This is a genomic window from Bacillus sp. SIMBA_026, from assembly GCF_046535335.1.
Lineage (GTDB): Bacteria > Bacillota > Bacilli > Bacillales > Bacillaceae > Bacillus > Bacillus velezensis.
This window is the reverse complement of record NZ_JAWRWX010000001.1, coordinates 659,144-672,406: the sequence shown is the minus strand read 5'-3', so window position 1 is coordinate 672,406 and position 13,263 is coordinate 659,144. Positions and strand designations below refer to the sequence as shown.

General features: G+C 47.0%; 15 protein-coding genes and 1 riboswitch. All 15 genes read right to left on the bottom strand.

Annotated elements, in window-relative coordinates:
- Positions 1-28 precede the first annotated feature (28 nt).
- Positions 29-574 carry a bifunctional pyrimidine operon transcriptional regulator/uracil phosphoribosyltransferase gene (gene pyrR, locus SB847_RS03415; RefSeq protein WP_003154392.1) on the bottom strand — a complete coding sequence of 182 codons (546 nt, stop codon included), beginning with the start codon at positions 572-574 and terminating at the stop codon, positions 29-31.
- 188 nt (positions 575-762) lie between these two features.
- Positions 763-1,677 carry an RluA family pseudouridine synthase gene (locus tag SB847_RS03410; protein ID WP_007409726.1) on the bottom strand — a complete coding sequence of 305 codons (915 nt, stop codon included), beginning with the start codon at positions 1,675-1,677 and terminating at the stop codon, positions 763-765.
- Between the two features lies 1 nt (position 1,678).
- Positions 1,679-2,140 (bottom strand): signal peptidase II, encoded by a 462-nt coding sequence (gene lspA, locus SB847_RS03405; protein ID WP_016936189.1) that lies wholly within the window; start codon positions 2,138-2,140, stop codon positions 1,679-1,681.
- Positions 2,141-2,241: 101 nt separating this feature from the next.
- Positions 2,242-2,613, bottom strand: a complete 372-nt coding sequence (locus SB847_RS03400) for a TraR/DksA family transcriptional regulator (protein ID WP_003154399.1) — start codon at positions 2,611-2,613, stop codon at positions 2,242-2,244.
- A gap of 149 nt (positions 2,614-2,762) precedes the next feature.
- Complete coding sequence (ileS, locus tag SB847_RS03395; protein ID WP_410577336.1) at positions 2,763-5,528, bottom strand: isoleucine--tRNA ligase; 2,766 nt, start codon at positions 5,526-5,528, stop codon at positions 2,763-2,765.
- 341 nt (positions 5,529-5,869) lie between these two features.
- Positions 5,870-6,364: a septum site-determining protein DivIVA gene (gene divIVA, locus SB847_RS03390; protein WP_206583540.1), complete on the bottom strand. Its 495-nt coding sequence runs from the start codon at positions 6,362-6,364 to the stop codon at positions 5,870-5,872.
- A gap of 94 nt (positions 6,365-6,458) precedes the next feature.
- Positions 6,459-7,229, bottom strand: a complete 771-nt coding sequence (locus SB847_RS03385) for a YlmH family RNA-binding protein (protein WP_007409722.1) — start codon at positions 7,227-7,229, stop codon at positions 6,459-6,461.
- Between the two features lie 61 nt (positions 7,230-7,290).
- Complete coding sequence (locus SB847_RS03380; RefSeq protein WP_003154408.1) at positions 7,291-7,569, bottom strand: YggT family protein; 279 nt, start codon at positions 7,567-7,569, stop codon at positions 7,291-7,293.
- A gap of 6 nt (positions 7,570-7,575) precedes the next feature.
- Positions 7,576-8,034, bottom strand: a complete 459-nt coding sequence (sepF, locus tag SB847_RS03375) for a cell division protein SepF (protein WP_003154410.1) — start codon at positions 8,032-8,034, stop codon at positions 7,576-7,578.
- Positions 8,031-8,723, bottom strand: a complete 693-nt coding sequence (locus SB847_RS03370; protein WP_410562365.1) for a YggS family pyridoxal phosphate-dependent enzyme — start codon at positions 8,721-8,723, stop codon at positions 8,031-8,033. The genes sepF and SB847_RS03370 overlap by 4 nt, the downstream gene beginning before the upstream one ends.
- 4 nt (positions 8,724-8,727) lie before the next feature.
- Positions 8,728-9,564 (bottom strand): peptidoglycan editing factor PgeF, encoded by an 837-nt coding sequence (gene pgeF / locus SB847_RS03365; protein WP_014304972.1) that lies wholly within the window; start codon positions 9,562-9,564, stop codon positions 8,728-8,730.
- A 154-nt stretch (positions 9,565-9,718) separates the two neighbouring features.
- Complete coding sequence (locus tag SB847_RS03360) at positions 9,719-9,970, bottom strand: YlmC/YmxH family sporulation protein (protein ID WP_003154415.1); 252 nt, start codon at positions 9,968-9,970, stop codon at positions 9,719-9,721.
- A 60-nt stretch (positions 9,971-10,030) separates the two neighbouring features.
- A complete protein-coding gene (locus SB847_RS03355; protein WP_410562369.1) occupies positions 10,031-11,311 on the bottom strand; it encodes an acetylornithine deacetylase in 1,281 nt (426 codons plus the stop codon).
- 75 nt (positions 11,312-11,386) lie between these two features.
- Positions 11,387-11,492, bottom strand: a riboswitch (TPP riboswitch).
- A 4-nt stretch (positions 11,493-11,496) separates the two neighbouring features.
- On the bottom strand, positions 11,497-12,294 hold the full coding sequence (locus SB847_RS03350) for an ABC transporter ATP-binding protein (protein ID WP_007611292.1): 798 nt from the start codon (positions 12,292-12,294) through the stop codon (positions 11,497-11,499).
- Between the two features lie 128 nt (positions 12,295-12,422).
- Positions 12,423-13,205 carry an RNA polymerase sporulation sigma factor SigG gene (gene sigG, locus SB847_RS03345; protein ID WP_003154420.1) on the bottom strand — a complete coding sequence of 261 codons (783 nt, stop codon included), beginning with the start codon at positions 13,203-13,205 and terminating at the stop codon, positions 12,423-12,425.
- Between the last annotated feature and the right edge of the window lie 58 nt (positions 13,206-13,263).

Here is a 13,263-nt window from a genome sequence, read left to right as displayed (position 1 = left end):
CTCTCTGGAATGCATTTAAAAAGGGTGATTATTCATTTTCGTAAATGGCGACCATATCAGTCTGATCAACTTCGCTCAGCTGAACCATCACTTTTTCAGCTTTTGAGGTCGGAATGTTTTTCCCGATATAGTCCGCTCTGATCGGCAGCTCCCGGTGCCCTCTGTCGACAAGCACAGCAAGCTGTATCGATGACGGCCGCCCGACATCAACGAGGGCATCCATCGCAGCTCTCACCGTCCGGCCGGTATAAAGCACATCATCAACCACAATGACCTTTTGGTCTGTGATATCGGCCGGAATGTCCGCGCCTTTTACAAGCGGCTCTTCATTGCTCGTTTTTTTCGTGAGATCGTCACGGTAAAGGGTGATATCGATTTCCCCGACGGTGACCGGATTTCCTTCAATCTGTTCGATCCGCTCGGCCAGCCGCTTCGCTAAATAAATGCCTCTTGTTTTAATCCCTACAAGAATGCAGTCATTCATTCCTTTATTCCGTTCGATCATTTCATGGGCTATCCTTGTCAGCGCCCGCCTGATCGCCTGTTCGTCGAGAATAACAGCTTTTTGATTCACTCGTGACACCTCTCCATTCGTATATAAGAAGAAAAAACCCCTCCTGCCAGAGCATAGAGGGGTTCCTTTCCAGGACGAAGACACATGCGTATCTCTTCTGTCCTATCCGTTATCCTTCTCAGCCTCTCTGGACTGTGTTAAAGAATCTATTCAGCTTGTTTTTATTATTTCAGAAAAGAGAGTCGCTGTCAATGGCTATTTCTTAAATCTTCAATGAGTTTTTTCATATCTTCAGGAAGGGGCGCTTCAAACTCCATGTATTCGCCCGTCCGCGGATGATCAAAACCTAATATTCCGGCATGAAGCGCCTGACCATTGAAATCAATGGTTTTTCTCGGTCCGTACTTCGGATCGCCCGCCAAAGGAAACCCGATATATTTCATATGAACACGGATCTGATGCGTTCTTCCGGTCTCAAGCCGGCACTCTACGAGCGTGAAATCTTGAAAACGCTCAAGCACGTGGAAATGCGTGACGGCGTTTTTGCTGCTTTCTCTTGTTACGGTCATGCTTTGACGGTCTTTTTTATCTCTCCCGATCGGAGCGTCAATTGTTCCGTCATCATGTGAAATCACCCCGTGGACAACCGCTGTGTACTTTCTGGTCACGGTTTTATTGACGAGCTGATTAACGAGTGATTCATGCGCCATATCGTTTTTAGCGACCATTAACAGACCGGAAGTATCTTTATCAATCCGGTGGACGATTCCCGGACGCATGACACCGTTAATGCCGGAAAGGTCGTTGCAGTGAGCCATCAGTCCGTTTACAAGCGTCCCTGTCACATGGCCGGGCGCCGGGTGTACAACCATGCCCCGCGGCTTGTTCACAACCAAGACATCCTGGTCTTCATAGTAAATGTCCAAATCCATCGGCTCTGCAAGCACGTCCAATTCTTCCGGTTCAGGAATGGTGACGTTTACCTGATCGCCGGGCTGCATTTTATAATTCGCTTTTACGGATTTGCCATTAACGGATACCAGTCCCTCTTTTACCCATTGCTGCACTTGAGTGCGTGACCAGTTTTCTCCCGTTGAAGCCAAAAATTTATCAATCCGTTCGCTCTTTTGTTCAGGCTGAACGGTTATCTCAAATTGATTCATGTTATTGCTCCTTCTTTTTCCCGCTGTCAAACAGCATATGAATAAATAAAAGTATTACACCGACGCACAGTGAGGAGTCCGCGATATTAAAAATCGGATAGTGATAATTCACGATGATGACATGAATAAAATCCACCACTTCCTGGCGCGCCGCCCGGTCAATAAAGTTTCCGGCCGCACCGCCCAGCATTAAGCCGAGAGAAATTCCGAGTAACATCTGCCCTTTTGCATAACGCTGTATGTAATAAACGATTCCGATAATCACGGCGATGGTAATGACGTAGAAAAACCACATTTGGCCGGCTAAAATCCCCCACGCCGCTCCCGTGTTGCGATGAGATGTGATATAAAGCACCTGATCGATGACAGGTATGCTTTGTCCCAATTCCATATGGCTGACGACAAGCCATTTGGTCAATTGGTCGGCAATAATAATAAAAAGAGCGATAAGATAATAAAGCACACACGTTCCTCCAGTATACAGTTACTTTTATCCTTTATGAATTTTATCAGTAAAAGATGCCAGAGTAAAGGCAGATCATAAGCGCATGCAAACAGACGCTGTCACTCATACAGCGCCTGATCATATGCATAATCTCCGGGTTCCCAATATGGAAGGGTTTTCTTTTCAAATTGAGCGGGATAATAAAAATCATCAGCGGTTCTGGCCGTAGGCAACACCGCAAGTTTTTCAATCGGAATGGGGGCGCCTGTTTTTTCACAATAACCGTACGTATTGTTTTCAAACTTAGACAGGGCAAGAAGAACGTCCTGAAGTTCTTCTTTTATATGATAGATCAGAGTTGCTTCTTGGTCGTTCATTGAAGGTTCAACAGATGCTGACATTTGAAAGCAAGAATATTCGAATAATCTTGATTGAAGTTCTTCTTTCATCATGAGAAGCTCCGTGTGGATTGCGGTCAGTTGATCATTCATTCATCACAACTCCTGCTCTTGATGTTATAGCTTTATTGTTGCCCCCAGGGCGCCATTTGAAGCCCATAAGATTTTTCCTGTCGTTCTAATCGATGACATTGCTGGCATGTAAAAAAGCGCCCGGCTGACACCGGGCGCTTTCTCATTTATTATTTTTGATAATATTTTTCAACGATTTCCGCATTGCGCAGTGATAACGTCGGATATTTCGGATTGGCTCCGACATCTTTAGAAATTACGCGGGAACGTTCACACATCTGGCCTTCCGCTTTTTCTACGGTCATTTTTCCTGTTGTGAAGCTTTGCGCGTTTTCCGGCGCTTCACTTTCGTCTTTTACTGTCAGTTCTGAAACGATAAACAGCTGCGCGATATTTTCTTTAATGGATGACAAGAGGTCGCGGTTTTCTTTGTTCGGATACAAAGTCAGGCTCGCTTCCAATGATTTTCCGATAATTTTTTCGTTACGGGCTGTTTCCAAAGCTTTCAGCACGTCGTTTCGAAGCTCCATGAAGCGGTCGAATTTTTCTTCTGTCGCTTGACTGTCCGGAACAGCAATGGTTTCCGGCATATCTGTCAGCTGCACGCTCGCTTCTTCAACAAATGATAAGTGAGACCACATTTCATCCGCCGTGTGCGGGAGAATCGGCGCCGTCAGCTTCACTAACGCCAGCAGCGTTTCATAAAAGACGGTCTGCATGCTGCGGCGGTCCGGATGATCCGCATGCTCGATGTACACAACATCTTTTGCAAAATCAAGATAGAAGGAGCTGAGCTCGATCGTACAGAAATTGTGAATGCTGTGATAAACAACCGCAAATTCGTATTCATCGTACGCTTTTTTCACCTTTTCGATCAGCTTATTCAGCTTGATCAGCATATATTGATCCACTTCGCGGAGATCTTTTACATCCACGGCATTGACGCTTGGATTGAAATCGAACAGGTTGCCGTGAAGGAAGCGGAACGTGTTGCGGACTTTCCGGTATACTTCCGCGACCTGCTTCAGAATATCTTCAGAAACCGGGTGATCGGCCTGATAGTTTACGGAAGATACCCATAAACGCAGAATTTCAGCTCCAAGCTGTTTTGCGATTTTTGTCGGGTCAATCGTATTGCCGAGTGATTTGCTCATTTTACGGCCGTTTGCATCAAGTGTAAATCCATGGCTTAATACGCCTTTATACGGCGCTTTGCCGGTGACTGCAACAGCGGTGGAAAGAGATGAGTTAAACCAGCCGCGGTATTGGTCAGAGCCTTCAAGGTATAAATCAGCCGGACGGACAAGATCATCACGTTCTTCAAGAACAGCCTGATGGGAAGAACCTGAATCAAACCATACATCCATAATGTCTTGCTCTTTCGTGAAGATTCCGTTCGGGCTTCCCGGATGTGTAAATCCTTCCGGCAGAAGGTCTTTTGCCTCTCTTTCAAACCAGACGTTTGAGCCGTGCTGTTTGAACAGCTCAGACACGTGTTCAATCGTTTCGTCAGTGATGACCGGCTCACCGTTTTCTGCATAAAATACCGGGATCGGAACGCCCCAGACGCGCTGTCTTGAGATACACCAGTCACCGCGGTCGCGCACCATGTTGTAAAGGCGCTGTTCGCCCCACTCCGGCACCCACTTCGTTTGTTTGATGGCATCAAGCAGATCGGATCTGAAATCTTTAATTGACGCAAACCATTGCGCTGTCGCTCTGAAGATAGTCGGTTTTTTCGTTCTCCAGTCATGCGGATAGGAGTGTGTAATAAACTCGAGTTTCAAGAGCGCGCCGTTTTCTTCAAGCTTCTCCGTGATCGGTTTATTGGCTTTATCGTAAAACATTCCTTCAAAGCCCGGCGCTTCGTCGGTCATGTTTCCTTTTTCATCAACAGGGCACAGTACTTCTAAGCCGTACTTTTGGCCGACGATAAAGTCATCTTCCCCGTGGCCCGGAGCAGTATGAACACAGCCTGTTCCGGCATCGGTTGTGACGTGGTCACCGAGCATGACGAGTGAATCTCTGCCGTACAGCGGATGTTCTGCAGTGATGTATTCTAATTCTCTGCCTTTATATGATGCGACAACTTCAGGATTTTCAAAACCGCATGCCTCCGCTACGTTTTCGATCAGTTCAGCAGCCACTACATAACGCTTGTCTCCAACCTTGATGACATTGTATTCAAGATCAGGATGAACGGAAATTCCGAGGTTGGCAGGCATCGTCCACGGCGTCGTCGTCCAGATGATGAAGCTTTCTCCGTTTTCCAGAACGCCTTTACCGTCTTTCACCTTAAACGCAACATAAATAGACGCGGAACGTTTGTCCTGATATTCAATTTCCGCTTCCGCTAAGGCAGATTCACTTGAAGGCGACCAGTTGACCGGCTTCAGACCTTTATAAATATAGCCTCTTTTCGCCATCTCGCCGAAAACGCGGATCTGCTGCGCTTCAAATTCAGGCTGAAGCGTAACATACGGGTTTTCCCAATCGCCTCTGACGCCGAGACGCTTGAATTGTTCGCGCTGTCTTTCGATCTGCTGCCATGCATAATCTTCGCAAAGCTTGCGGAAATCAGCGACGGACATTTCTTTCCGGTTTACTTTTTTGTTTTTCGTCAGCGCCGTTTCAATCGGCAGTCCGTGCGTATCCCAGCCCGGCACGTAAGGTGCGTTGTAGCCGCTCATTGATTTATAGCGGACGATGAAGTCTTTCAGGATTTTGTTCAGGGCATGGCCCATGTGGATGTCTCCGTTTGCATAAGGAGGTCCGTCATGCAGCACGAATTTCGGGCGGTCTTTCGTCCGTTCTTGAACAAGACGGTAAATGTCCTGCTCCTCCCAGTCTTTTTGCATGTCCGGCTCACGATTCGGCAGATTTCCCCGCATCGGAAAATCTGTTTTCGGCATTAACAGCGTATCTTTGTAATCCATTTTCATTCCTCCACAACATTTTTCAGAAAATAAAAAAAGCCCTCTCATCCCATAAGGGACGAGAAAGCTTATCTCGCGGTACCACCCTTTTAGAAAAAACGGATCATCCGTCTTTTCCTCTCGAACATCGTAACGTGATGGAACGTCCTATCCTACTCTCGGTTCAGAAAGGAAACTAAAGGGCTGATCTGCATGATTCCGGCCATCCCGGGCTTTCACCTTCCCCGGGTCGCTTTATAGCCTGTTTTGAGTCATGCCGGTCCCTTTCAATCGTCTTTTCATCTGAATTTATGAACGTATTATATTCGAACGGGCCGGAGAATGTCAAGAAAATCAGAAAATTATTCTTTTTCCTCAAAAACCGCGTCGACTTCGTATTCCAGCAGATGATCCCAATCATCGTTCTTCAGCAGGTCGAGCTGCGCCTCAATCAGCATTTGGAAACGTGTTCTGAAGACTTTAGACTGTTTTTTCAGCTCTTCAATTTCCATTGCGATTTTTCTTGATTTGGAAAGCGACTCATTGATGATGCGATCGGCATTTTTTTCTGCTTCACGGACGATCAGCTTCGCTTCTTTTTGCGAGTTGCGCTTTACGTCTTCTGCGGCTTCCTGGGCTATGAGAATTGATTTATTCAGCGTTTCTTCGATATTGGCAAAGTGGCCGATTTTTTCGTCCAGCTCGTTCACTTTCGCCTCAAGCTCCGTTTTTTTACGGAGTGCGATTTCGTAATCTTTTCTGACCTGCATTAAAAATTCATTTACTTCGTCTTCATCATATCCGCGAAAACCTTTTGTAAACGTTTTGTTATGGATATCATTCGGCGTTAATGGCATATTGCCACCTCCATTTTTACATTTCAGTACGGTTATCTAGTTCACATTATAAAACAAATACGGCACAGATGGAGAAAAAAACTGAAAAAACGACTCATTTTTGCCGTTCAAATGTAACTTTCCATTTGTCTTTTTTCGTTTTTCCGTCAACTTTTGCCAAACTGCATCGTCCGAAGCCGCGAATCGAGAGCATGTCCCCTTCAGCAACCTGATAAGACGGATCTTCAATGGCTTTCCAATTCACCTTAACGAGCCCGTTTTTCACAAGCGCCTGCGCTTTCTGACGGGATTGCCTGCTCATTGAAGCGCAGACGGCGTCGAGACGCAATGAAGAAACCGTGTCATCCCTTATTTCGACATCTGAAGCGGGAATGTGAAGAGCTGAAAGCTCGATTTTCTCAAGCTTTACCGGCGCTTTGCCCGCCTTGGTCAGCTGAGTGCTGACAAAATCGGCGATTTCACCGGAGACGATCAGCTGCACGGCTTCCTCTGAGAAAATCAGATCGCCGTATTTCTGCCGCTTTAAGCCGATCCCCATTAATGATCCGAGAAGAGAGCGGTGGTCAATGCTGACGAATTTTTCAGCGTATTGAACGTCAAAAGCCCGAAGCTCAAAATCATCCTGTTCAGGTTCCATATATTCAGGGTATAAAATCGCGCGTTTGCGCTCAGCTCTGTCATATCCTCCGAAAAACGCAAGACCGCAGGCGTCGCCGATAACGGCCTTTACAATGACCTGTTCTCTGGGATCTAAGAAATCAGTCAGCTTCATCCGATACTGGTCCAGGACAATCTGTTTCCATTCAAGCGCCTGATCAATAAAAGGCCGCTCGTCTTGTCTGAAGTGCTGGTAAATATCGCTCATGTTCTTTCCTTTCTATGTAAAGAGGCTTGGCTGGTGCCAAGCCCGTATCAAACTGTCGCATTCAAGTATACATTGCGATCATGCGGTATAGGCCCCAAAGTCCCGTCGTGGCAAACCGAAGCACGATAATCGCTACAATCGGGGATATATCCAGCATGGCAATGGGCGGAATGATCCTTCTGAACGGCTCTAAATACGGTTCGCAAATCGCTGCGAGAAACCGTCCGACCGCCGTTTCTCTCGTACTCGGCACCCATGACATAAAGATATAGATGATCAGGGCAAACGAGTAGATGTAAATTAAATAACTCAGAACGGAAAAAATTTGATAAAGAATCATCCTGCTTTACCACCTCTGATGTTCGTCTTCATTTATAAGCTCCGAAATCGTGCCGGAAACGTCGACATTATCAGGCGTGCACAGAAAAATATCTGAACCGATTCTCTGAATGTCGCCGCCGATGGCGTAGACGGTACCGCTTAAAAAGTCGACGATTCTTTTCGCCTGATCATGCTGGATGCGCTGCAGATTGACGACAACCGCACGCCTGTTCTTTAAATGATCGGCGATTTCCTGCGCTTCCGCATATACACGCGGTTCACTCAACACCACTTTAGAGGATTTCTGAACACTTTGCAAGCTTACTACGTTCTGCTTGCCCTGCGGCTTCTGAGCGTAAGCAGGCTGTTTATCTTTCTGCTGTTCATGCTCTTCCTGATGATCCTGCTCTGTTTCAATGTATTCGTACTCGTACTCCTCCTCATCCATTGAGAAAAAGTTTTTCAGTTTATTTTTCATGCTCATTTGTTTACACCCCCCGGTTCATTTCCGACTAATGAAGAGCCGATTCTGATAAAAGTTGCGCCCTCTTCAACAGCGATTTCATAATCATTTGACATGCCCATTGACAGTTCCCGGCACGGTGCGTTTGTCTGATTCAGTTTTTGCACCTGACCCCTCAGATCACGCAATTGCCGGAAGCAGGCTCTGATCGTTTCTGTATCGTCTGTCAGGGGAGCCATCGTCATCAGGCCCTCTACAGAAATGTTTCTAAACTCAGAAAGCTCTCTGATAAAGGGGATGACCTCCTCTGTTTTCAAACCGTGCTTAGACGGCTCAAGCGAAGTATTCACCTGCACAAAACAGCGAACCGTATGCTGCGCCCGTTTTTCAATCTCTTTTGCCAATGACAGTCTGTCTAAGGAATGAATATAAGATACACGGTCAACGACGGCCTTCACCTTTCTGGACTGAAGACTGCCGATAAAGTGCCACTCCGGGCTGCCTTTGATGACTTCCTGCTTATGGATAAGCTCGGCATCCCGGTTTTCTCCCAGACTTGTAATACCGGCATCAACGGCCTCTTGAGCCCTTTCGGCTGATACGTATTTTGTAACCGCGATGACGGTAACATCTTCGGGGCTTCGGCCCGATCTGTTACATGCTTCGTTTATTCTTTCGTTTATATGTCGTAATTGATCAGCAACACGCAAGATCTTACGCCTCCTTCATTCCGATAAAGGACATCATGCGTCCCGTTTTCCCTTTGTCGCGGCGGTGTGAAAAGAATAGTTCACGCTCTCGTTCAGTGCATAAACCGCTGACTGAAATGTTTTCTTCCGGAATGCCGCAATGTATCAGAAGAAGGCGGTTGACCTCTTTTAAATCAAGCTGATACTGGCCTTTTTCCGTTTCGCATATAGCGGATTCAGCCGTAAAAGGCAGCGCCCGCACTTCATTGATGACGCGATCGTCGACTGTATAGCTTCCCGCGCTGATGGACGGACCGATGACAGCCTGAATATCTGTTAAACGGGAGCCTTCTTCGTTTACCCAGCGTTCCGTCATGATGCGTCCGATTTGTTTGACCGTCCCTTTCCATCCGGCATGGGCAGCGCCAATAATGGATTTTACCGGGTCATAAAAATACAAGGGCACACAGTCCGCAAAACAAAGGGCCAAAAAAAGATTCGCATCTTTCGTGTAGAGCCCGTCCGTCCCGCGGAATGCGGAAGAATAGTCTCTCGCTCCTTTTCCTTTATCCCCGGCTGTCACGCGCCGGACGCGGTTTTCATGTGTCTGGTCGGCGAACACCCAGGAATCCAGATCAGTACCGCATAAGGACGCTATGACTTCACGGTTTGTCACAACATCATGAGCTTCGTCCCGGACGTGCAATCCGGTATTTAATGACTCATACGGAGGATTGCTGACCCCGCCGTTTTTCGTTGTGAATCCGGCGATGACCTTTGTGTTAAGCTGATTCACACAGTTCCAGTCTTCTATCATGAGTGCCGAGGGGGTGGTAAGACTAAACGGGTGATATGTATTCATGGAGATCCAACCTTTCGACAAACATTAAAAAAGCGTAATTTCCAACTCATTTTAACACAATTTTAAGCATACGTTTAGCGGCTGATTGAAAAATGAGATAAATAAATGTGCCGGAAACATTGAGATTTCCGGCATTTTACAAGTAAAGGGAGGATTACGCTCCCCCCTTTGGTTCGTTTACACGCACTAAGATGACATCTTCCCCAATTTTAACTATATTTCGCCAAGGAATGATCATTTCCTCTTCTTTTCCGAAAAAACCGAGAACTTTTCCGCTTCCGCCTAAAATAATTGCCTGAATTTTTCCCGTTGTCACGTTAATATCAATATCACCGATGCTTCCGAGTTTTTTTCCGTTCGACACGTTTACCACATCTTTTATTTGAAATTCAGATATGCTGATCATCTGTATCACGCCCTTTGCCCGTTCTTTTTCCTATTATATGAACGGCCGGGCTGAACCTTGTCACATCGGGCAATCTTTTTTGCGGCTGCACCAGCCGAGGATAAATCTCAGCATGATTTTCGTATAGTCCATAAGCTCATCAACAGACACTTCCTCGTTTACGGAGTGGGCGTTTTTTAAATCGCCGGGACCGTATATGACGCTCGGAATCCCGGCATGATAAAGCCACCCTCCGTCAGTTACGGTTTGGGAAACATTAATGACGGGCTCCTGTTTATTGACGGCTGAGTGTGATGCAGCCAAGACAGAAACTGCCGGATGGTCCGGGTCGATTTCCAGCGCCGGGAACACCTCTCCTCTGTCTTCAATCATCGAAGATCCGCCCCATTTGAACACCGGCCTGTTTTCTTTGAGCCACAGATCACTGTCAGCGACACGATTAATATAGTCTTCGATTTCTGCAGCTGCTTGTTCGTGCGTTTCGTTCGGATAAAAGTGGACGGTGATCCATAACCGGCACTCATCGGCGACAAACGCTGCGTGTCTTCCGCCTTCAATGACGGCGGGGTTGATCGTATTGGTGCCGGGCGCAAAGCCGGGATAGCTTTTCGTTACCGCCCAGTGGCGCTCCAGCTCTCCCAAGGCAGCGATGATTTTCGCCATTTTTTCGATGGCGCTCGCTCCGAATGTGCCTCCGCCCGCGTGAATCATATTGCGCCTCATGCCGTCATGAAATGTTTGTTTGCTTTTCAATTCTATCCAGCCGGTGATGACACCGCCCTGCCCTTGAATATGCAGGCTGCTCGTATCCGCGACAACCGCAAAATCCGCGTGATAGCCGCGTTTGCAGCATTCCAGCGTCCCCGCCTCACCGACTTCTTCTCCGATTACAGACTGTACAATGAGGTCGCCCGGAAGCTTAATGCCGGCATCATGGATCAGCTTCAGAGAGAAAAGAACACACGCCAAACCCCCTTTCATATCAGCGGCGCCCCTTCCGATCAGCATGCCGTCTTTTACGAGCGGCTGAAACGGGTCAGAGTGCCAGTCTTCGCCCCCGGCTTCTGCCACATCAATGTGTCCGTTTAAAATCAGGCTTTGATGCCTGCTTGAATCTGTCCCTTTTAAAACACCGACTACATTCGGGTCTTCCGGATACACATCCCACATATCGACCGAGCAGCCCGTTTCTTTTAAAAAGCCGGCCACCCACTTTTGGGCTTCTGCCGTATTTCTTGCTGGCGGGGCCGGAGTGGGAAAAGCTATCAGTCTTTCAGCAATATGTATCAAGTCGTGCCGCCGTTTCTCCGCCTGATGTAAAAGCATATCAATCTGATGCATTGGAAATCTCCCCTTTGGCTGTATCAAAAAACCCGTTCATTCATGAAATGAAACGGGTAAAAAACGGATCTTCCTCCGCTTTTTTCACCGCTTCCCTCCGCCGGCATGATCCGGATCAGGTCCGTTAAGGGTTGAGACAAACGTCTCTCTCAGCCGCATGGCAGCACCCCCAGGGTGAATTTATGTTATTTTACGGATGATGCCTCTTTTGCACGTGTTAAAAACGGTCGGCCATTGTTCCATAAGACATTGACAGGCATATCGAAAAACGCTGTAAGCCGCTCGTCAGAAAGCATGTCCCTGATTTTCCCGGAGGCGAACACCTCGCCCTGTTTTAAAAGCAGCGCCTGATCAAACACCGGCAGAATTTCTTCAGCGTGATGGGTGACATAAAGGATGGACGGCGCATTTTCTTTTTCGGCGATCGACGTAATCGTGTCCAGCAGCTGCTCCCTTGCCATAAAATCAAGACCCGTCACGGGTTCGTCCAAAATCAGCAGTTCCGGATCAGCCATAAGCGCCCGCGCAATCAGCGCTCTTTGTCTTTCCCCTTGTGATAATGTTTCATACCGTCTGTCGGCGTAACCGATGGCGCCCAAATCCTTCAGAAGACCGATCGCTTTTTCCCTTACTTGCTCACTCGGAGTTTCGTACAGCCCGATTGAGGCGTACGCGCCGCTGAGGGCGATTTCAAAAGCGGAGTCCGCGGCATATAATTTGTGCTGAAGACCTGCCGAAACAAGGCCGATTTTCCTTCTGAGCCTGTCACCGAGCTCTGTTTTGCCGAATTGATGGCCGAGCACCTGCATCTCTCCTGAAGTGGGGAAGTAATAAGAGCATAACATATTCAGCAAAGCCGTTTTTCCGGCTCCGTTTAATCCGTACAGCACCCAATTTTCGTTTTTCTCGACGCGCCAGTTAATATCTTTCAAAATCCATTTCCCGTTTCTTTTTAATGACACACTGTCCAGCTGTAAAATCATTGCAGTTTCCCCCGTTTACTTTGTTTAAATTTTCTAAAAACTTTTACACATTAGAATACATCACTTTTTTGCAAACGTAAACCATCGCATGAAAAAAGCCTTTAAACAAGGTTTAAAGGCTTTTTCCGTTATTGATGGATATTCTTATTCATTTGTTTAATGGCTGCTTTTTCAAGCCTTGAGACCTGAGCTTGGGATATGCCGATTTCTTCAGCGACTTCCATTTGGGTTTTCCCTTGGAAAAAGCGCTTTCGCAAAATCATTTTTTCCCGTTCGTTCAGTCTTCTCATGCCTTCTTTCAGAGCCAGCTCCTCAATCCATTGTGTATCCTTGTTGCGCTCATCACTGATCTGGTCCATCACGTAAATCGGATCGCCGCCGTCATTATAAATCGGCTCAAACAGTGAAACCGGATCCTGAATGGCGTCAAGGGCAAACACAATTTCTTCATGGGGCACTTCAAGAACTTTGGCGATTTCCTCTGCTGTCGGCTCCCTGCTTGTCTCACTGATTAACCGCTCTCTTACTTGAAGCGCTTTATATGCGATATCGCGAAGCGACCTCGAGACGCGGATCGGATTGTTATCCCGCAAATATCTGCGGATTTCTCCGATGATCATCGGTACAGCGTATGTTGAAAACTTAACATTATGGCTTAGGTCAAAATTATCAATGGATTTCATTAGTCCGATGCAGCCGACCTGAAATAAGTCATCAACATACTCTCCTCTGTTGTTAAACCTCTGAATGACGCTTAAGACAAGGCGCAGATTGCCGTTTACAAGCTTTTCCCTCGCTGAATCATCGCCCTCATCCTGTAATTGCCTAAACAGCTTTCTCATCTCTTCATTCTTGAGCACCGGTAATTTGGAGGTATCCACCCCGCAAATTTCGACTTTATTTCTTGACACGTTTTTCCCTCCCACTAGGAGCTGCTGTACAACGTTAAGTATCTCCTCGGGTGGGAAA